This is a genomic window from Collinsella aerofaciens (assembly GCF_039836695.1).
GTDB classification, from domain to species: Bacteria; Actinomycetota; Coriobacteriia; order Coriobacteriales; family Coriobacteriaceae; genus Collinsella; species Collinsella aerofaciens_BD.
This window is the reverse complement of sequence record NZ_JBDPAC010000015.1, coordinates 13,674-34,910: the sequence shown is the minus strand read 5'-3', so window position 1 is coordinate 34,910 and position 21,237 is coordinate 13,674. Positions and strand designations below refer to the sequence as shown.

General features: G+C 59.3%; 16 protein-coding genes. 4 read left to right on the top strand and 12 right to left on the bottom strand.

What is annotated here, in order from left to right; translation table 11 throughout:
- Positions 1–45 precede the first annotated feature (45 nt).
- A complete protein-coding gene (locus ABG996_RS07690) occupies positions 46–231 on the bottom strand; it encodes a hypothetical protein (RefSeq protein WP_347479689.1) in 186 nt (61 codons plus the stop codon).
- Here ABG996_RS07690 and ABG996_RS07685 point away from each other — a divergent pair.
- Complete coding sequence (locus ABG996_RS07685) at positions 230–1,831, top strand: potassium/proton antiporter (RefSeq protein ID WP_347479688.1); 1,602 nt, start codon at positions 230–232, stop codon at positions 1,829–1,831. The genes ABG996_RS07690 and ABG996_RS07685 overlap by 2 nt on opposite strands.
- 114 nt (positions 1,832–1,945) lie before the next feature.
- Here the strand turns inward: ABG996_RS07685 and ABG996_RS07680 are convergent, their stop codons facing one another.
- The 11 genes from ABG996_RS07680 to ABG996_RS07630 all read right to left on the bottom strand — a co-directional run bounded on the left by ABG996_RS07680 (position 1,946) and on the right by ABG996_RS07630 (position 18,194).
- Positions 1,946–2,170, bottom strand: coding sequence for a hypothetical protein (locus tag ABG996_RS07680; RefSeq protein ID WP_347479687.1), 225 nt, complete (start codon positions 2,168–2,170; stop codon positions 1,946–1,948).
- Between the two features lie 27 nt (positions 2,171–2,197).
- Positions 2,198–3,547 (bottom strand): hypothetical protein, encoded by a 1,350-nt coding sequence (locus ABG996_RS07675; RefSeq protein WP_347479686.1) that lies wholly within the window; start codon positions 3,545–3,547, stop codon positions 2,198–2,200.
- Between the two features lie 77 nt (positions 3,548–3,624).
- The gene (gene brxL, locus ABG996_RS07670) at positions 3,625–5,994 is read right to left on the bottom strand and encodes a protease Lon-related BREX system protein BrxL (RefSeq protein WP_347479685.1); all 2,370 of its coding nucleotides are present in this window, start codon (positions 5,992–5,994) and stop codon (positions 3,625–3,627) included.
- Positions 5,995–6,005: 11 nt separating this feature from the next.
- On the bottom strand, positions 6,006–8,714 hold the full coding sequence (gene pglZ / locus ABG996_RS07665; RefSeq protein ID WP_347479684.1) for a BREX-1 system phosphatase PglZ type A: 2,709 nt from the start codon (positions 8,712–8,714) through the stop codon (positions 6,006–6,008).
- 23 nt (positions 8,715–8,737) lie between these two features.
- Positions 8,738–9,706 carry a BREX-1 system adenine-specific DNA-methyltransferase PglX gene (locus ABG996_RS07660; protein WP_347479683.1) on the bottom strand — a complete coding sequence of 323 codons (969 nt, stop codon included), beginning with the start codon at positions 9,704–9,706 and terminating at the stop codon, positions 8,738–8,740.
- 137 nt (positions 9,707–9,843) lie between these two features.
- Complete coding sequence (locus ABG996_RS07655; RefSeq protein WP_347479682.1) at positions 9,844–10,539, bottom strand: hypothetical protein; 696 nt, start codon at positions 10,537–10,539, stop codon at positions 9,844–9,846.
- 8 nt (positions 10,540–10,547) lie between these two features.
- A complete protein-coding gene (gene pglX, locus ABG996_RS07650; RefSeq protein ID WP_347483982.1) occupies positions 10,548–13,043 on the bottom strand; it encodes a BREX-1 system adenine-specific DNA-methyltransferase PglX in 2,496 nt (831 codons plus the stop codon).
- Between the two features lie 66 nt (positions 13,044–13,109).
- A complete protein-coding gene (locus ABG996_RS07645) occupies positions 13,110–14,924 on the bottom strand; it encodes a hypothetical protein (RefSeq protein ID WP_347479832.1) in 1,815 nt (604 codons plus the stop codon).
- A complete protein-coding gene (gene brxC / locus ABG996_RS07640) occupies positions 14,897–16,771 on the bottom strand; it encodes a BREX system P-loop protein BrxC (RefSeq protein WP_347479831.1) in 1,875 nt (624 codons plus the stop codon). Before brxC ends, ABG996_RS07645 begins: the two co-directional genes overlap by 28 nt.
- Before the next feature lie 78 nt (positions 16,772–16,849).
- Positions 16,850–17,542, bottom strand: coding sequence for a DUF1788 domain-containing protein (locus tag ABG996_RS07635; RefSeq protein WP_347479830.1), 693 nt, complete (start codon positions 17,540–17,542; stop codon positions 16,850–16,852).
- 1 nt (position 17,543) lies between these two features.
- On the bottom strand, positions 17,544–18,194 hold the full coding sequence (locus ABG996_RS07630) for a DUF1819 family protein (protein ID WP_347479829.1): 651 nt from the start codon (positions 18,192–18,194) through the stop codon (positions 17,544–17,546).
- A gap of 340 nt (positions 18,195–18,534) precedes the next feature.
- On the opposite strand from ABG996_RS07630, the gene ABG996_RS07625 reads away from it, so the two are divergent.
- The 3 genes from ABG996_RS07625 to ABG996_RS07615 all read left to right on the top strand — a co-directional run bounded on the left by ABG996_RS07625 (position 18,535) and on the right by ABG996_RS07615 (position 21,221).
- Positions 18,535–18,699 carry a hypothetical protein gene (locus ABG996_RS07625; RefSeq protein WP_347479828.1) on the top strand — a complete coding sequence of 55 codons (165 nt, stop codon included), beginning with the start codon at positions 18,535–18,537 and terminating at the stop codon, positions 18,697–18,699.
- A gap of 164 nt (positions 18,700–18,863) precedes the next feature.
- Entirely contained in the window at positions 18,864–19,988 is a 1,125-nt protein-coding gene (gene serC / locus ABG996_RS07620) for a 3-phosphoserine/phosphohydroxythreonine transaminase (protein ID WP_347479827.1), read from the top strand.
- A gap of 69 nt (positions 19,989–20,057) precedes the next feature.
- On the top strand, positions 20,058–21,221 hold the full coding sequence (locus ABG996_RS07615) for a phosphoglycerate dehydrogenase (protein WP_006235446.1): 1,164 nt from the start codon (positions 20,058–20,060) through the stop codon (positions 21,219–21,221).
- Positions 21,222–21,237 lie beyond the last annotated feature (16 nt).

Below are 21,237 nucleotides of genomic sequence, written 5' to 3'. Positions count from 1 at the left end.
CCGAAGCCCGACGCCGCAACTAAAACTTCAAGTTGAACTTAAATGTTACTCATTGTACTCCGTTGCAATAAAGCTGGAAAGGGTTTCCGAGCAGAGGCAAAGACGGCAGCCGTCTATGACGATATCGCGCACGCCCGCAATCCAACCCCATAAACCCACCATCTTTGGGTACAAATAACCGCAGACAAATGACCGTGCCACGCCAACCACCCAGGAGCGGACACCATCCATGAACCAGATCCTTCTCTTTATCGGCCTCGTCATCATTTTGTGCCTGACCATCAAACCCGTTGGCAAAAAACTCCCCTTCCCCACCCTGCTCATCTTTATCGCGCTGGGCATGCTGTTGGGCGTCAACGGCCCGACGCATATCGACTTTAGCGACTACGCACTCACCGAAACCGTCTGCAGCACGGCGCTGCTGTTCATCATGTTCTACGGCGGCTTTAACACCAATATCGACCGCGCCAAGCCCGTCGCTGCGCCGGCGGTGCTGCTGAGCACGCTCGGCGTCGTCATCACTGCCGGCATCACCGGCATGTTCGCCCACTTCGCGCTGGGGTTCGACTGGATCGGTGGCCTGCTGCTGGGATCGGTCGTGGCATCCACCGACGCGGCGAGCGTCTTTAGCGTACTGCGTGAGCACAGCCTGTCGCTGAGAGGTGGCACCGACTCGCTGCTCGAGGTCGAATCGGGCTCCAACGACCCCGTCGCCTACATGCTCACCGCCGTGCTCGCCACACTCGCGACCGGCGGCGACATCAACATTCCCGCACTGCTGGCCAAGCAGATTATCCTGGGCGCGGGCCTGGGCCTTGCCCTCGGCTGGGCGGCGGGCCGCCTGATTGAACGCGCACATGCAACGGCCGAAGGTGCGCAGACCATCTTTTTGTTCGCCGTGGCCATCGTCGCCTACGCGCTGCCGAGCTACCTGGGCGGCAACGGATTTTTGGCCGTGTACCTGGCCGGCATTGTGCTGGGTGCGAGCGACATCACCGGCAAGGTCGAGATGGCGCACTTCTTCGATACCCTCACCGAGATGGCCGAGATGACGATCTTCTTCTTGCTCGGCCTGCTCGTAACGCCCGCACGCCTGCCGCAGATGCTGCTGCCGGGCCTGGCGCTCATGGCGTTTATGCTCTTTGTGAGCCGCCCCATCGCCGTCGGCGTGCTCCTAGCGCCCTTTAAGACGAACCCTCGCCAGGTTGCGCTCGTAAGCTGGGCGGGTCTGCGCGGCGCGGCTTCGGTCGTGTTTAGCCTCTTTACCGTGGTGGCCGGTGTTCCTGGCGGTCACGACCTGTTTGACCTGGTATTTGTGATTGCCGTGTCGAGCATTGTGGTGCAGGGCTCGCTGCTACCGGCGGTGGCGAAAAAGCTCAATATGATCGACGCGGAAGGCGACGTGCGCCGTACGTTTAACGATTACCGCGACGAGGACGGCATGTCGTTTGTCAAGTTCAAGGTGGGCGCGGGCCATCCGTTTTCCGGACGCTCGCTCGCCGATATTGGCAGCGCCACGGACATGCTCGTCGTCCTGGTGCTGCGCGATGGCGCGCACCCGGTGCTGCCCAATGGCGATACCGTGATTGAGGAAGGCGACCTATTGGTGATGGCTGCCCCGACGTTTGAAGAGCGTGCCGAGGTTACGCTGCGCGAGGTCACCGTGACGCCCCACGGTCGCCTGGCCGGCCAGCGCCTGCGCGACGTGCCGCAAGGCAAGCATCCCTTTATCGTCGTGATGCTCAAACGCGACGGCCAGACGATCATCCCCGACGGCAGCACCCTCATATACGCCGGCGACGAAGCCGTCATTGCCACGCTCGCGTCGTAGCGGCCCCACCCATAAGTTGCGGTGAAATAGGGACTGAATAGGCCTTCTGGCAGCCTAAACAGTCCCTATTTCACCGCAAGTTATTGAGGGGATAAGGTTGAGGGATGGCTATGGCTACCAGTCCTCGTCTGCGCCGTAGTCATCGTCCGCGCCATCGTCGACGGCAAAGTCTCGGAGGTCGAGGCCTTCGCGTTCGGCTCGGGCTAGGAGCTCTTGGGGCGACTCGTCCTCGATATCCACTACGTCGAGCATGGCGGCCGGAAAGCCCACGCCGGCTGCACTCCCCGCGCGGCCGAGCAGGCTCTCGCGCAGCTGGTCTACATCGACTTCGATTTTCATGGTGAAACCTCCCGCCAAACCAAGCCCTTATTCATCAGTGCCAAGCAATTCCACGGCAGCAACAAAAGCTGCCACCTGCTTATCGTCCATCCGCGTGGCCAGGCGCCCCACGGGCTCATCGTAAGCGAACTGTACCTTATCGATAAAGCAATCCCAGGCACGCTCGTCCACACGCACGGCGGCCTCGCAATACTGGCTGAGCTTTTTGAGTCCATACCAAAACGCATTCACATGGCGCGAGGGGTCCTCATCCAGCACACCATCGTAGCGACGCCCGTTAAACTCACGCATGCGTGTCACGGCAACCTCGAGCGAGTCGCCGCCCTCGGCCGAAGCCTCATCAACAAGCTCGGGAATCGGAACCTCGCGCCGAACATCATGCCTGGTAGCGCCGTCGTACTCGCCCACCAACACATCTTCGTCAAGCCTAGAATCATAGTCGAAATAACTACTGCCCTGGCAAATCCCATGCGGCGAGCCAGAGCCAAACGCGCAGAATAGTCCGCCGTCGGCAACAACACGACGGTAGGTCTCAAACGACTTCTTAACCTGAGCGAGCAACTCGGAAAGCTCCCCGGCATTGCACGCCGTCTCGCACGCAACGCACGCAGACTCGGGCAACGATACCGGCTCCACCGTGCTCCCCGCGACGCGGGCGGCGCGCTCGGCCCGATACGCCTGCGCCGCCAAGCGCGCTCGCTGCGCAGCGCCGTGCACGTTGGTAAGTTCACGCTCCAACGCCACGTCACCAGCATCGCTCGCAGACCCGCCGGCACCCTGCGACCCCGTCGCACTCAGCTCGGACTCAAACGCCGCTGTGATCATGCCCGCAAGGCCCGTCGCATCGGCGGCACAACGCAACTGTTCCAGCTGCGTACACAGCAGGTCGGCGTCCAAAGGCACGGCATCCACAACGCGCACGTCACTCAGGCGCGCCACGCCCTGCAGCACCATAGCCCCCGCGGCATCGTACGCTACGCGAACCCTGTCCGCCGTATTAGCACGCAGCTTTACCTCGATAAACGCAAGCGTCTGCTCCAAACGGGCCAACAGCTCGGCCTTGTCCTCCATGCGCAAAAAGGCAGCATAGCGACGCTCCATCCGCAGCGGGCCAACAATGCCCGCCTGCTTGCGAGCGCGCGAAAGCGCAGCGCCCTCAACACGGCGAACATACCCGTCAACAGCCCGCACGGCAGACTTGCGCGCAGCGTGCTCGGCAGCCTCGACGCCCCTAAGCACGCCCAGCAGCTCGCGGGAGCGCGCCTTGCGCACCAACTCCCCGCGATCGTACTGCTCAAGCGCCGTCTGACGCTTGGCCACCGACTCAAAGCCAAACAGCTCGTCGAGCAGCTCACCAACAGAACGCTCGTCTGCCACGGCAGGCCTCCTCACGCACTACGCACCAACATGCTCGCGGGGCGCCCGAACACCGGACGCCCCGCACGCCCGCACCCCTACAGATCCAGAGCCTTCTTCGCGGCGTCGACCGGGTCGCCATCCATGTAGAACACCGGGCTCAGTCCCGAGATAATCTCGGACGAAACACTCTGTAGGCCCGCGATGGCGCTCAGCGGCAAAATCACGCGCTTGGCACCGGCGTTTTTGGCCACACGCATAATGTCCTCGAGCCCGCGTATCTCGTCCATGGAACCCGACATGCGCAAGATTCCCGGAATCGCCAACGCGGGCATCACCGGGCGGTTGCACGCCGCGGAGCACAGGCCCACAAACTCGGCGAGCGAAACTTCCTCGGACAGGCCCTTGCTCTGCAGGTCGTTGTAGAACAGCAGATAATCCTTGGAGCCAATGTGCATGCCCGGCGCCACGCGGTTCGCCAGGTTCACAAAGTTGTCGAACGCGGCCTCCAGCGTATCGCGCACCGGCTTGTTAAAGGCCACGCCCTCGTGCTTAAACTTGCACTCGCCGGCAACGGCCTTGTTCTCCAGCTTATACACGGCAACCTCACCGCCCTGCGACCTGCCCACGCCAAACACGTGGCCGGACAGCAGCGGCCCGTCGGGAATCAGCGTGTCCTCGCTCTGCTCGGGCACGCGCACCACGTGCACGTCCTGCGGGTTGTCGGCATCCATATAGCCCAGGTTGACGTCGATAAACTCAACGCCCGCCATAATCTTGAGCTGTTCCTTTACGCGGCGACGGCCCTCGATGGCGTAGTCCAGCAGCCAGCGCACGTCGTCCTTGTCCATGGCCTCGTCGGGGAACAGCAGCTTGGCAAGGCCGCTAAAGGTCTTGCGCACGGCGATTTCGTCACGCTTGTTAAAGTCGCTGTTAAAGCGGAAGTAACGGTCGATATGGTGCGTAAAGTCCTTGCGGCGCATCTCCTTGCAAAACTCCGACAGGCAGTCGGTGATCAGGCCATAATGCCCGGTCAGCAGGCTCGAGCGCATCTTGGGAATCTCCCAGCCCGGCAGGTAATAGTGGATACGGTCGAAGAAGGCCGAATCGTTGTTAAACTCCGGCGGGAACGGATCAAACAAGTGCGTGGTCTTAAGGACGTTTTGCACGGCGTCGTTGATGTTGCCCTCAAAGACCATAGAGGCATCGGCGTTAATCTGGTCGCGACCGCGCGCGTAGCTGCCACTCGCCATGTAGTCCTTCATAATCTGCACGGCATTGGTGTCCTTAAAGCGCATGCCGGCGACCTCGTCGAACGTCACGCAGTCCCAGTGGCCCACCAGGCCCACGCGGTCGGCGCGCATGGAGTTCATGCGGCCGAACAGGTTGGCCGTGGTGGTCTGGCCGCCCGAAAGCAAGATGGCGTAGGGCGAGACCTCTTTGTAGATATGGCTCTTGCCGGTGCCGCGGGGACCCAGCTCGCACAGGTTGTAGTTGCGCTCGATGAGCGGCACCATGCGCTCGATAAAGTGCAGGCGCTCTTTCTCGGAAAGCTCACTGGGTTCGTAGCCAGCCGAGCGCAGCAGCATATTGAGCCACTCGTCGCGCGTAAAGTACTGGCGCTCGTCGATCATGGCATCCAGGTCCAGATTGGGCATCTGGATGGGCGTGAGCGACGCCACGCTAAACGGAGAGTCCTCGGGTCCGCGCTTTTTGCGCTTGGCCTTGGAGCGGCGCGGCGCATCGTCGCCAAAGACCTCCATGCCAAACTCGTCTTCCTCATCCAAGGGGTGACGATACTCGATGCTCATAATGCACCAAATGCCACCCTGCAGAATCTTGGAATAGTCGCGCACGTACTCGGCAGGCATAACAAACGGCTCGATGGTCAGGTTGGCAAACGACGCCACGTAGATGTCTTTGTACTCGTCAAGCTTGGCCGTCACCTTATCGATGATGGTAAAGCGGCCCAACTCGCGAATCTTGGACTTAATGCGCTCGGACTCGTCGGGACGCACGTAGTTATCGGTGAGGATTCTGCGAATGCGGTCCAAACCCTCTGCCACGGCATCCTCGTCGTCGGTTGAGCAGTACATGCCCAGCAGGTACTCCAGCACAAAGGTGGGCACGTTGGCGCCGCGCTTCATAAGGGCCGTCAGGTCCTTGCGCACAATCTTGCCAGCAAAGTGCTCGAGCAGCTTGCCGTCCAGGCCATCCATGTCGTAGCCGTCGTCCTCGGGGGCCTCGGCCGCAGCCCGGTCATAGCCATCGGTCGAGGATTCGTCCTCGGCGGGCACCGCAGCCCCCACGGGCGCGGCAGCAATCACCGGCTCCGGGGCAGGCGCAGCAGCCTCAGCCGCCGGGGCCTCCACAGGCGCCGCAGCCTCCACAACCGCCGCAGCATCCACTGGCACGCTCACACCAATCGAGGGAACTTCCCACAGATCGTCGTCATGGCTATCAAACATAGGGCACACTCCTAAAAACCAAAGTCAGCAACAGGGGCAAACGAAACGGCAATGGTATACGTCTCGCGCCAAACGATCTTGCCCGTCTCACGCTCGCGGCAGACCAGATAGTACGGACCCTTTGCCGAGAATCCATCCGCCGCGCGCAGCGCAAACTTGGCATGCACTACGCGCTCCTGCGAATTAACAGAAGTCTTGTTAGCATGCGCCTTGACCGTATCGCTCACCTCGTTGCCGCTTGCATCGGTAAACACCAGCTCGTATTCGCACGGCAAGACCTTGCCTTGGGCTGGTTCTTCCTGGATCAAGTTGAGCGAGAAGAGCGAGTTGGTCACCCGGCGCCCCTCACTTAGCACGCGCAACGTCGCCGCGCGCGTGTCGACAAAGTCCTTGGAACCCGAGCGCGCACGCCAAAAACCGATAACGGGCACGCAAAGCTCCTGCAGGCTCATGCCGCCGTGGACGTAGTTGTTAGTACCACCGGGACGCTTGAAGTGCACGTTCTCGCGCGGGGCAAACCCCTCAAAGCCGGCACCCAAACGTCCCATGTCAACATTAACAAACACCCCGCGTGCCTCGTCCGAAAGCTTGGCCACGGCCTCGTTGGGCACCACCAGATGACGCTTGCCGTGCATGACGGGAGCGTCAAGGAAGGGAAGATCTGGCTTGCCGAGCATCTGACACTCGCTGAGCTCCCGGCGCGTGTAGATAAAGCCGTGATCCGCCGTTATAACAACACGCGCGCCCGGGGCGTCGGTGCACACGCGGCGCGCCAACGTGGCAAGCTCCTCTACGGTGTCCGTACAGGCATCGAAGACGTCATCCTGCGTAGCGGCCTTCTCGCCCGTGGCATCAATCTTGTTGTGATAGAGGTAGACAAGTCTTGAGTCCTTGAGCATCGCCTTGCGCTCGGTTCCCGCCATGTTGAGGTATGCGCTCGAGCGCAAAGCGCGGGCTGTAGGTTCAACGTGGGCAAGCACGGCCTCGCGCTGCGGAGTCGTCGCAGTGGGCATGTCGTCAGCCAACACAAACGCGCCATCCTCTGCAAGCTCAAGCACCTGGTGCGGCAGCAGTGCAGGCATGCCCACCTCGGTAATGGAGGGAAAGACCGCCTGCATGCTAGAGACCTTGACGTTGCCGCCGCGTTCGCGCTCGAGCAGCGCCGCAACGTCGCGGGCAACCTCATAGCGCAGCGCATCGCTCACGATGACGACCGTTGTTTTGGCAGAACCCACAAAGGCGGGTAGCACATGCCAGTAAAACTCATCCTGCCGTGCGGGACCATCGATGTAGCCGCAATCGGCCCACTCCCCTTGCGCAGCAGCCGCCCAGCAGGCATTGGCATCCGCCAAGAACCAGTTGCTGTAGAGATTCTCCGCCCAGTCCGCCACGGCGCGGGCAGGTTCCTCGAGTGCATCGCACTCGACGGAGCGCGCCCGCAGATACGCGGTGCACATATGGCGATAGGCAACGTCCATGGCATACCAATCGGACGTGTAGGCATCCCACACCTGCTGGGGTTGCGCCAGATGGAACCCACCCGCGTGCGTCTGTCTAAACGCGCACATATCGGCCACAGCGACAAGCAGGTCAAAGTAGCTCTCGACACGACGGTACCAGCTTAGGTCGCAACGGCGCGCAGCAAAGGCGCGCGCATCCTCAACACGGTCTGCACCTTGCGCAAACGAGCAGAACAGCTGCGAGAGCACAACCTCGTTGACGCACGGGAACACATCAAGCGAAGCCAGCGCATCGATCGGCAGGGTCTCGAACCGTGCAAAGAGCCCGCGGGCATCCTCAACTAAACGACAAATCTCAAATAGGTCCTCGCTCGATGCCCGGGCATCGGCGGCCTGGTCCCACGTACGCACCGCCTCAAGGCAATAGGGGCCGTAGGCGGGAGCCATATAGTTTTCGAGCCCCTTGAGCGCTCCCTCGGGAAGTGCGGTGGATGCCGCCGTAAGAAGCACATGGGATGCAAGCATAAGCAGTGAATCACGCTCGTGCAGCGGTCCCTCAAACCCATAGCAGCGAAGCATAAAGGCAGAGAGCACATCGCGCACGCAGTACTTGTCCATCAACTCGGCCAGCGCCTCGGGACCCTCGTGCAGCAGCATGGTCATACAGCCACGCAGCACAAACGCGGGGCGCGCGTCACCAAGCTCTTTACCGCCAAAAATCACCGTAAGGATGCCGAGTTCGATATCGGATGAGCCCGAGGCATGCGGAACACACGCGGCAAACTTAGCGCAGCGGGTCTTGGCATCAAAGAACGTCTTATGCTCGCGCAGGCTCTCGCGCACGGCGTCGATATTCTCGATGCCCAGCTGATCGGCCAAAAGCGAAAGACAGTCAGCCTGGAACTGATCGGCATACAGCTCAACATCGGCAAGCCAATCACCCTCAAGCCTGCCGCGCGGGCAACGGCGATACAGCAAGATATCGCTCGCAAGGTCATCGCGGTTGATGAGCTTCTTGACGGCAAACATACGGCCCTCGCAGGCCTCAACAAAGCGCACCGGGCGCTCAAAGTCACCGTGAGCAGGCATTACGCCGGCATCGGCCCCTACGCCGTCGAAACCCTCGGCAGCCAATCGCTCAAACTCAGGAGCAAACTCGCCGTCCGCATCGTGCCAAACCACCACACGGCGCGGCGCGCATGAGGACAACGGCTGCAAAAATCGCAGCTTGAGCTGTTCTTCTACATCGATCTTGGGCATGAATATCCTTACCGTATCTGCAGTTACTTAATCTTCGCCAGCACATCCTGAAACTTGGCGTAGTTGACCTTGACGCCGTCATCCGGGTCGATCTTAATCATCTGGTCTGCCAAGTGGTGCAGTTTCTCCTCGTAGGCAATGGTCTCTTTGAGCTGGTCGTTGAGCTTTTTGATGCGCTTATCCAAGCGCACGCGCTCGCCGCGCTCGGCACTGACAAGGGCATCGTTGGCATACCCGATCTGGGCACGGTAGCGCTCCTGCTGCTCATGCACATAGTCGGTGCGGATGCGAGCCAACAGGTCAGGCTGGTAGCGATGCATGTAAACAAGGCACTTGAAGCCGTTCTTCTTGCCGCTGTCGAACAGCCAGTAGATGGGGCGCTTCTTATAGGTCTGGCAGTGGTCCTTAAAGAAGTCCTTCAAAAAGTAGGTGCGGATTACCTCGCGCGAGGTACCCTTGCCGCCGAGTGCCTCGGCAATAAAGGCCAGGTTCTGCTCAAGCGTCTCCTCGCCATACACGGTGCGCACAAAGTCGATAAAGTAGCGCACGATGTCGTCGTCAAAGTACTCGTCATCGGTAATGGGCAGCACGTTATCGCTATCGGGCATAAAGGTCACATGATCAGAGTTGGGCATCTTGGCCAGATAGTCATCGACTGTGGCGCCCTGATCGGCCAGGACCAGCCCGTCCACATCCAGCGAATAGCGGCCAAACATGCAGCCCACGGCATAGCTTATGAGCGAGGTGATCTCGTCGCGCTTAGTGCGCACGTATTTGTTGCCCTTATAGCTCTCGGGGATTTCGTCGGCGGTATCGAAGATGCGCGCCACCGAAACGTACTTATCCTCGACCTCGATGGGCACCTCACCCTCCATGTTGTAGATCTTGGCAAAGATTCGGTTGAGCTCCTCCTCGTTAGCGCGGAGCTGCTCGAACCGCTCGTTGACTTCGGCCTTGCGGGCCTCGTATTTTTCTTGAAGTAAAGTGGCCATGGTAGGCCATCCTTTCGTTGCTGTTGGAAACCACTGCGAAGAAACGGATTGCAGTATCCAAAAAACCGCTAAAACGCTCTCCCCGCTGTACAGGAAGCTTGAGGAACTAAGGCGATGCAATTTCGCACCTATTCTAACTACTGGCTTTTATCTCTATATCTCTTGTCCCTTAGCGAGAGCAGATTCACCCATGCATCAAGCGTATCCTCTTTCAGCAGCATTCTTGCCGTGACGTTTCCTTTACCGTTTGCGTCCTGTAAAGCCCACCACACTGATCCATCGGGCTTAACAACTCGCAAATATTGACCATGAGCGAGAGCATTCCTCAGATGCCTAAAAACGGCGTCAAGTCTTCTAAATGAACTTTTATTCTGTCTTTTCCTGCCGGTTTTGGTCTTCGCGCCCGGCTTGAATTCTGATAGCCCAGCAATCCTTTTATTAAGACAAGCCGCTGTTGATAAGCAAATGAGGGCAAACTCGTAATCTCGTTTAATAAAATCAGATGAATCGTTACCTGCTTCGTGGGCCGCTTTTGCAAGGTCATTAGGGGTATATGCCCATCTTGTTTTAACGGCACTGTCGAAACACATCTGTTCAAGAAACGCATTTGCCTGAACAGTAGTATAAATATTCAAATCAGTAATAAACCCATTGGTCTGCCTCGTAGCATCAATAGCTTCTGATTCGGATACAAATCTTTGCAAATATATGCGTAGTTTTTTCTTAGAGACATCGTCCTTATACGATTCATGAACCTGTTTTATCCACGACACATCATTCTTAAGAGGTGGATGTGCACATTTATTATTGTTAGCCTTTTTCTTCTGCGACATGTGGACTCCTAAACGAGAGGATGACGTTTGAAATCCCAGGAGGTTTCAAACGAGTCCCAGTCGGTTTTTGATAATCCTCTGCTTTCCTTAAATAACCCGTCTACGAGATTGAAGCAACTCAGTAGGACGGGAAATTTATCCACATCACCAGCGTTAACGTTCAGAGTTGGAGCGATTAACGAAAAATACTCTTTAGAAACGCTGGAGTTAAGCAGCGACAACATATAACCGATTTTATCCTCAGGAACAAAAAGGCACATGCCGGCATGCTCTGAAAGACAATTGGACGCATACCTAAACGAAGGGATGGACGAAGTAATCGCCGACCATGAAATGGCGGGCTTGAATTTCAGTTCATCCGAATAATCTTGCGCATGGTTTCCTTCACGCGAGGCCGACTCAAACACACTGTGACCGTTATTTGACCAATCAATTACAGAGTCAAGATTACCGAACCATTTACGATAAGAGCCTCCCTTTGTGCAGGGGTGCCATTTTCTGCCACTAAATAAATCGGATACAGATGATGACGAAAAACCGATAGTCCCAACGGCGCACTCCCACCAAAGTCTAATGAACTTATCATTTTTACCAGTGATAATTCCTTTAGACGTTCTTCCGAACGAAGATAGTTTAACGCCATCAGCCATCGCAGAGAGTAGTCCGTCGCTGGCCCAGTAGGCTATGGGGGTGCCGGGAATCTGCTTGAAGGTGTCGGCGTCGCGGCGGTAGAACCAGCCGCAGTCGAGGTTTTCGATCGCCTCGAGCAGCTTGAGGCGCTTCGCCTCGCTGCCGTTGATGTCGACGAGGCGAACGTAGGCGCCACCGCATGCCGCGCGGCCGTTGTAGATGACGTCGGCGGTCACATTGACGACCTCGCCGCCGATGGCGTCGAATGCGCGGGGGCCGAGGTGCGCCATCGAGACGATCGTCTTGCCGTCGATGAGCAAGGAGCGCATCTTCTCGAAGCTGCCCAGGAACATCCAGCTCTGCATGGTGACCATGGCCGCGTAACCGCGGTCCTTGGCAAGGCTGAACCCGCGCTCGATGAAGCACGTGCACAGGTCGCTCTTCACGTCGGGGTAGTTCTTCTTGACCCACTTGCTCATGAATGGATTAAAGCTGCTGCTGCCCATATACGGAGGATTCGCAACGGTGCAGGTAAAACGACGGGACAGCTTCTCGCAGATGGCGGCAGCGCTTTCGAGCTTAGTTTTGGCCGTAGCGGCAAAAAGGTCATCGGAACAACTCGCGGCGGCAGCCTTGAGCTCGTCGATCTCGTCCTCTGAGGGATTGAGCAGCGAACCGATCTCGCCCAAATGACTCAGCTCCTCGGCGAGCTTCTTGTTACCCGGCAGCTCGTCCTCCCCTAGCGGGATGCTCGAGAGCACGGTAACGTCGGCGCGAACGCCACGCCTAAAGAAGCGACGGTCGTGCTCGCGGGCGCACATGGCAAGCGTCAGCTCCGCGATCTGTGCCGCGCGGGAATCGATTTCCATACCTGCAAGGTTTTTAGTAAGAATGAGCTCGGGAATCTCGCGCTCACGATAGCCGCGCTCCTCGTACATATGGAAGAGCAGCTCAAACGCATAGACCAAGATATGGCCCGAGCCGCATGCGGGGTCGCAGAGGGTTATCTCCTCGGGACTCGAAATGCGGATGAAGTCCTCGTGCTCAGTATCGGGCTCGATGTAATACTCCATGCGCTCGCGTAGCGAACTCCCCGGATTGTTGAGCATCCACAGACGGCCGAGCGAGTTCTCGACCATATAGCGCACAATCCACTCAGGGGTGAAGAGCTGCGTGGCGGGCGCGATGTCCGCCGCCGCTGCCTTGCGCTTGGACTTGAAGAACTCGTCTTTAACGTCAGCGTTGTAGTACTGATACATCCAACCCAGAACGGTCACGCCCTCGCGCCAGTCCTCGTCAGTGAGAACGGCATTAAGTTTGCCCACCACACTGTCAGCCATCATGAGGCCCTGGGGCAACAGCAGCTCCATGGCTCCGCCCACGCGTTCAAAGACGCCCGGCAGGCAATCGGCAAGCTCCTCGCACTGAGCAACAAACAGGTAGCGCCACAACGGTTCATCCAAGCCCGCCATCTTGAGCTCGGCTATGCGATCGGTATCGGCCGTCGTTATTTCCACGTCCAATGCGTTCTCCACGGCCTCGCTGCCATGGCTGCCGTCCGCACAACTTAGCATGCGCATACGGCTGGGAAGCCATCCGCATGCATCCATGAAGCGAATGGCCACGATGCGGTTGAACCAGGTGTAGGCCGCACGGTCGCGCAGCGCCTCGTGACCCACCTCCGCCTGCATGCGCAGCAGTTCGTCGCGTTGCTCAATCTCAGCCGGACTTAGGGGCAGGCCGTTGACGGTCTCGGACCCAACGGGCGCGGGTGCAGGTTCGGTGATGCCGTAGCGCACCATCTGCGCCTCCACGCCTTTGATGAGCTCCGTACGGGCCCAGGTGCAGAAGCTCTTAAGAGCAGAATCGTTCATGGTTGATGAGCCTTTCTAAACGCCATAAGCCACCGGTGCGCGCTTTGGCACCGGTGGCTCCGCGGGTTAGTTGATACGGATCTCGTCGTTTGCAGCGAGCGCCTGCATAAGGCGGGAGCGCAGTTCGTCCACGTAGCGCTCCACGTCCTCTGCGGACAAGAGACGACTCGGCTTGGCCAGATCGGCGCGGCGCACAGTCTTGATCTTGCGCTGGGGCTTGGGCGCGGGCACGGGAGCAGACGGTGCGGCACCCTTGTTGGAGACCTTCTTGACCACCTCGCCCGTACTCATGACCTCGGTGGTGCGGCGCTCGTTGTCCATACGCACGCGGGCCTCATCCACAGCGTCGTACATCGCGTTGGCCGCCGCACTGAGCCAGTCGCCCCAGTTAGTTGCAACAACGCTCAGTTCGTTGAGACTTTGAGCGCTGTGAGCACGGTTTTTGAACGACTCGTATTTAGTGCCGGCGTCTGCTATGGCATCCTTGGCCTGATTGACAAAGCCCTTTTGACTCTCGGCCTGCGCCCGCAGGTCTTGCAGATCGCTCTCGATGCGACACAAAAACTCATTGCGGCGGATGCCCAACAGCTTTTTCATGTCATCCTCGACGGGATCCATAAGCGGCTGCAGGTCTTTAATACGGCCGTAGGGCTTGGGATCTTTGAGGATCTCACGAACCGTTGCCACGTTCTCCACCGCACCGGGAATGTCATCGGAGGCATACTCGATACCCTCGGTGCGGTTCAAGAAATCCCTGGCGTGGTCAAACGCTGTTCGTTGATTGGACTCGAAGAACTCAACCACCTTGTCAAAGTCTTCCTTGGCATCGAGCAAACGCTCCTCATGCTTGGTGAACGTGGTCAAGAACGCCTCGGACTCGCTCTGGTCCTTAAGAACGTCGACGACCTCAGAGCGCATCTTCTCGCACTCGCCCTCGCCAGGATACGGATAGAGCGGTTTGATGCCCGTATAGTAGTCGCGTGCTATGGCGAGGCACGACTCGCGCAAGTCCTCAAGGCGCTCCTTGAGCTCGACCACGAGCCTATCCTCGTTGGAGGGCACGGTCTTGAGATCAAACAGGTCACACATGAGTTCGCCCGTGGTGCGCAGCAACCGGTCGCTCATGCGCATGCGCAAGCGCACCTGGGCCTTATCGGCATCCTTTCGCAGGAGCGCCACCATGCGGCTGTCGTTAGCTTGAACCGTCTGACCGCCAAACAGCACCTGCGCGCGCTGCTCCACCACAAGCTGCGCCACCACATTTGCGATGTCGACCTCGCGCCAGCCAAAGGGCCTTTGCTGGTACTGGCGCTGGATATCGCCCATAGCGGTATCCAGGTGGCGCTGGTGCTGCACTTTGAGGTAGTCCTCGACCTCTTTGAGCGCACGCGTGTTACCTGCATCCATGCCAGCGAGCCCCACTTGAACGTTGCCCGCCAGCGTGGAGCGAATATCGGAATCGCTCGTGGCCGGCGCGCCGATATAGTCGGCCTTTTCAAAGACCACATCGCACAGCTGCGCCAGCACCTGCTCAAAGACCTGAGCGGGTTTGGCAGCACGGATCTCAATCATGCGCCCGTTGACGGCGCATCGTGCATGGAGCACCGCCTCAGCCAAAAGGGCGTCAGCCTCTTTCTCGTTAAAGTCCTTCTCGCGCATTTTGGCCTCGACAATCTGGCGGGTACTCGGCGGTAGCTCCTGCAGATTGCGCGTCTGGGCGTACATGCGAATCTTAGCGGCGTTGACGAGTGGGGCCCAATAATCCACCTCGTCGCTCAAGGCCACGATGGCCTTATCCACGGATTTCAATGCCAGCTCGGCATCGTCCGAACGACCCAGATCGCTGGCCATGGTCACCACGGAAAGTTCCATGCCGCCCATGCTGGTACCGTGGATTGAGCCGTCCACATAGCGGTCAAACGGAAAGTCGTTGGCCCCGCGGTTGAGTTTGCGCGCGTGTAGATGCTTTCGAACAGGCGCTTCTTGATGTACTCAATCACCTTCGCGTTGTCGATCGGGGTGCGTGCGATCTCCTGCGCTATCTCCTGCTCCTCGTCGGTGAGGAAGCTATAGGTATCGCCCTGACGTGCCACGTAGCTCTCGCGCTCCAAGCGGGCGAGAGATTCCTTGACGCGGTCCTTAAGGGCGCGCTTGTCCACGTCCAGGCTATCGATCATAAGGATGGAGATGTTCTCGACCGTGGCCTTGACGTAGCCGATGTAGCGGATCAAGTACAGGAGCTTAAGCACCCGGACATCGTAGCTCTCAAGACCCTCTGCGTTTTCAGCCGCGCGCTCCGCACAGACGACGACCTGAATGATGCCGTGCTCCAAATCCTTGGAGATTGTGTCGAAGAAGCGCCAGAACGGCACGAGTGCACCAGTCTGGTCATGCTGGATGGCCTGAGCGCTCTCCTGAAACGCGCTCAGCATGGAGCGCTCGCCCGTGGACATGTGCTTGGCCTTAACACCGTGCTTGCGTACCTCGGTCATCACGTCGGGCAGAAGCTTAAACTGGTAGCCCACAAACGGGTAGCTGGCCACAAAATCCTTGGAGTTGGCGAAGCCGGCAAGGTCGGAGCGCGAGCCACCCTCGAAGGTAAAGTTGTTTTTGAGGACGGCGGCGTCTTGCTCGTAGACCTGTGCAAGCATATCGGCCGCCGGCGCGGTCTTCTCGAGCACACGGCGCTGGATAACCTCGTCCACGCTGGAGCTGGAGAGCGAAAGGCGGGTATTGAAGCGGCCTTGGATCTTTGAAAAGTCGTTGCCCACGGGCAGGCTCAGGTTGTCGATGGCCTCCTGGCTCGTGACCATCACCCACACGCGGCCACCGCAGGCGGCACCCAGCTCCTCGACGATGGTCTGAAGACTCAACATAAGGCTTGGATCCCGGTCGTTTGTAATAAACTGACCCACCTCGTCGACCATAAAGAGCAAACGGTAGTTGCCGCCGTGGGCCGCTGCCTGAGCGTCTACGTAGTCCTTGACCTTTTTGGCAAAGACATCGGGGGCCAAAACCTCGTCCTCAGAACCCTCAAGCCAGTTCCATGCGGCCTTTTCGCTCATGCCGAGCACGCTCTGCAGCACCTCGACGACGTCGTCCTCAAAGTAGCTGTAGGTGTCGCGGGTCTGGAGCCAGGACTCGCCGTTGACGCGCTCAAAGGCCTCGCGGAACTCCTGGGTCTTGCCCAGGGAATCGATGTGTTCCTCGAGCTTTGCAAGCTTTAGGTCCTCGCCGTAGAAGCCGCGCGCCTCGTAGAACATGCGCTCAAAGCCGCGAAGCAGCGCCGTGGGAGCCGTATCGCCCTGCTTCCACTGGCCCGCCTTGCTATCGATGTTAAAGAGGATGGCCTGCGTGGACACCGAGCAGGCGCGCTCCATGGCAGCCTCGACCATGGGGTCGACGATCTTGCCGTCAAAGTAGCGGATGGCGCTCTTGCCGCCGATCTGGCGATTCTCGAGCAGGTAGCTAAGCATCTTGAGGAAGTGCGATTTACCGGAACCGAAGAAACCACTGATCCACACACCGATCTTGTCGGTGGGCACATCGATGGCATCGCCGTAGGCCTTGAAGAACGTGGCAAAGTGCCTCTGCAACTCGCGCGTCACCACGTACTCGTCAAGCTCCTGGCGGATGGACCCATCTTTTGAATCCTGGACCTTGACCACGCCGTTGATGGAGCGGTTGATGTCTTTAGCAAAGAGGTCGCGAATGATCGTGTTGTCCATGGGTGCTCCTTTGGGTTTGGGAACGTTATGGCAAAGGGTTGTTACCGGCGGCAGGGACTTGCCTGCGAGGAGCCGTGCTTACGAGATATCGATGGCGCGGTAGTAGTTGTCGGCCGGCAGACGGTTAAAGAGCTGGAAAGAAGAGCCGTTGAAACTGCCCGGATAGGCGGCGACCACAGGCACCTCATCAAAATCCGCAAGCATGCAGTGGAGAAGCGTGTGTATGCGAAAGAACGGGAAAACCTCGCCCGCGCCGGTGAGGAGAACGACGTCTCCAGGCGCGTGCGGCTCGGTCTGCTCAAGGATGTACGCGGCGACTTTCTCGGGCGAGGCGAACTTGGCCACGTCCTCGAGCACGCGCTGGGTACCGCGGCGCTCCTCTTGGTGCGGGATAGCCTTGAGGACACGGCGCTTTTCGAGAATTGCCAGCACGGCGTCGTAAAGGTTCACGACCTTGAGCGTGCACGGAAGCTTGTCGGCCTCGGCATCGCGTGAAAGGGTGTCAAATAATGCACGCGCCTCAAACTCCAGCGCGGGGTCATAGCAAAAAGTGTGGAAGCCGATCTCATTGCCTATGCCCTTGTTGGCCAAAAAGTCCTCGCTGCACAGGCACTCGCGCAGAAGCTGCGCACGGCGCTCAAATTCCTGACAGGCGCGCTCGGAGCGGGCATGCGCCGCCACGACGCTCTTGCGGGAATGGATGCCGATATTGGTGGTGAGATCGGTCGCCGGGGTGATAACAGGGCCGACGGCGCTTTTGACGGGAGCCACGCTACATCACTGCCCTGCCGGTAAGGGCCGCGATAAGCGACTGCTCGCCCAGCTGAACCAAGGCTCGCTCGACATCGGAATCGAGGAAGAGTGGTGACAGGCGCTCGGACTCCGGGCCCTGGCCCTCGCCGATAAGGCCGGCATGGCGGAGTGTCTGGCGGAGCGAGCCCTTAATGCGCTTGACCGTGGCCTCAGTCCAGCGGGCCGCGTCCGGATACTCCGTGGTAAAGCGTGTCATAAAGGCGTTGAGGTCAACCGCCGTAAAGGCATAATCGAAGTTTTGTAGGCGCTCCCCTACCTCGACGAGCACGAGCTCGCGCACGATATCGTAGCGGCAGATCATGCTGTAGAAGATGGCCTGGTCCGCCTGCGTGGGAGCGCCGGATGCCATGAGCCCGGTTAGGGATGACGCAGCCTCGACGGCGGTTTTGGGGTCGATGCCGCGCGCGGCGCATACGGCGTCCGTGGGCACCATGGCGTCAAGGCGGCGAAGGCACACGGTTGCGCGGTTGGCGACCATGCGCTCCGTGGGATATTGAAAGAGGTTCTCGCTCTTTACGCGTACAATGACCTGCTCGTCGCTTGCGCCCTGCATACGAAGGGCAGCGACGATGCGCATCTCATGCGGGAGGAATTGCTCGCGGGTGAGCACCCCCCCCCGAACGCTTTTTGTAGTTACATCCACAGTACACGCTCCAAGGGTGTCAAAGGCTGTCACAAGTGCGCCGCAACCCGGCGGGCAGGCGCGGCGCACATGACAATAATCATACCTGTTGGTAAAAAAGTTACCACGCCCAGAGTGTCAAATGTTGAGCAACAAAATTTAATCCGGTTAACGGTCATTTTCGCAGCTTAGAAACTTTAACGAGGTCGCCCCAAATCACACTTGCCAGACAACCGCGCTTACGAATGCAGGCACGCACACGCCCAACGCCACCCTCCGCTATATTCAACATAGAGTTATACATATGCCTCTATGTAAGGAGTTTCGTATGCCTGTCGTAAAGCCTATTTCTGATCAGACGCGCGCACTAACTACCATTCAGGAACGCGAAGATCACATTCAACGTACCATCGCTCATGGTTACGACGACCTCACCAACGGTCGTGTGCGCCCCTGGAAACAAACAAAAGCTGAGGCAGATCGCAAAAGCTGAGGCAGATCGGATGCGAGCCATCAGATAAGGTCACCCCTCCCCCATGTAACCATCCTGTAAATCATAGCGGCGCAGTCGAGTTTTACCGTGATGCGGTCGCGCCTGGCGCTCCACTGTGCTAAAGTATCCCGAACGTTCAAACGACTACGAGGGGGAACTAGAAGATGGCACGTGTGCACAACTTCTCAGCTGGCCCGGCCGCACTGCCTACAAGCGTGCTCGCCGAGATCGCCGACGAGATGATGGACTACCGCGGTTGCGGCATGTCCGTGCTCGAGATGAGCCATCGATCTAGCATGTACCAGCAGATCATCGACGACGCCGAGGCAACCCTGCGCCGCCTGCTGAGCATCCCCGACAACTACCGCGTCCTGTTTTTGCAGGGCGGCGCCACGCTGCAGTTTGCGGGTATCCCCATGAACCTCATGCGCCGCGGCCGCGCCGGCTACGTCGTGACCGGCAACTTTGCCAACAAGGCGTACAAAGAGGCTGCCAAGTACGGCGAGGCCGTGCTGCTCGCGAGCTCGGAGGACACCAATTTCGACCGCATTCCCACCATGGCCAATATCAACGCGCGCATTGCCGCCGAGGCCGAGGGCGATGGGCTCGACTACGTCTACATCTGCCAGAACAACACCATCTTTGGCACCATGTACCACAAGCTGCCCAGCTGCGGCGATGTGCCGCTGGTCGCCGATGTCTCGAGCTGCTTTCTGTCGCAGCCGCTCGACGTCGAGCGCTACGGGCTCATTTACGCCGGCGCGCAGAAAAACGCCGGCGCTGCGGGCGTGACCGTGATCATCGTGCGCGACGACCTGATCGCCGACGGCCCCGCCTTTGCGCAGACGCCGCAGTACATGGACCTTAAGACCCAGGCCGCCAAGGGCTCCATGCTCAACACGCCCAACACCTTTGGCATCTACGTGTGCGGCAAGGTGTTCCATTGGGTCGAAGAGACCAGCGGACTCGCCGCCATGGCCGAGCGCAACTGGGCCAAGGCCAACCTGCTCTACGACCTGCTCGAGCACAGCGAGCTGTTCCATGGCACCACGCAGGCCGACAGCCGCTCCATCGCCAATGTCACCTTCCGCACCGGCGACGCCGAACTCGACGCGGCCTTTGTCGCAGGCGCGGCCGAGCACCAGATTCAAAACGTCAAGGGCCATCGTCTGGTAGGCGGCATGCGCGCCAGCGTCTACAACGCCGTAACCATGGAAGACGTGCAGGCACTGGCCTCGTACATGAAGGACTTCGAAACGCAGCGTAGTTTGAGCCCGCGATCTAACTAGCCCGCAACGCGCGGGCCGACCAGCCACTTCAAACCACCTGTTTAAACCAAACCTGCTAAGGAGTTTTTCATGCGCAAGATTAAGACCATCGACGACATCACCAAGGATGGCAAAGTCGAATTTGGCGAGGGCTACGAGTTTGTAAGCACCGCCGAGGAGGCCGACGCGATCCTGATGCGCTCGACCGACCTGCACGGATACGAGCTGCCCGAGGGCATCCGTGCCATCGCCCGCTGCGGCGCCGGCGTCAACAACATCCCCGTCGAGGAGTACGCCAAAAAGGGCGTCGTCGTCTTTAACTCCCCCGGCGCCAACAGCAACGCCGTCAAGGAGCTCGTCCTGGGCATGCTGGTGCTTTCGAGCCGCGGCGTGGTGCAATCGATGAACTGGGTGCGCGACAACGCCGACGACCCCGAGATCCAGGTCGATGCCGAGAAAGCCAAGAAGGCCTTTGTGGGCCGCGAGCTCAAGGGCAAGCGCATCGGCGTCATCGGCCTGGGCAACGTGGGCTCCAAGGTCGCCAACGCCTGCGTCGACCTGGGCATGGACGTTTACGGCTACGACCCGTTCATTTCCGTCGAGCACGCGTGGGTGCTGAGCCGCGAGGTGCAGCGCGTGGGCACGCTCGAGGACCTGTGCCGCGGCTGCGACTACCTCACCGTACACGTGCCCAGCAAGGCCGACACCATCGGCATGATCAGCACCGAGCAGATTAACCTGCTGGCACCCGACGCCGTGCTCATCAACTACGCACGCGAAACCATCATTGACGAAGACGCCGTCGACGCTGCCCTGCGCGAGGGCAAGCTCAGCTGGTTTAGCTGCGACTTTGCCACGCCCAAGACCGTCAAGATGCCCAACACGTTTATCACCACGCACTCGGGCGCCGGCACTGGCGAGGCCGAGGCCAACTGCGCAGACATGGCCATCAGCGAGCTCAAGGATTACCTGGAGAACGGCAACATCGCACACAGCGTCAACTATCCCGCCTGCAGCATGGGCAAGGCGCGCGCCGCAAGCCGCATCGCCTGCCTGCACGCCAACGTGCCCAACATGATCGGCCAGATCACGGCCATTCTCGCCAAGGACAACGCCAACGTGCAGCGTATGACCAACGAGTCTGCCGGCGAGAACGCCTACACCATGTTCGACACCGACGAGCACCTGGACAGCAGCACCATCGAGGCGCTCAAGCAGATTCCGTCGATGTATCGCGTGCGCGTGATCAAATAGCGCCGGCTGATCTGAC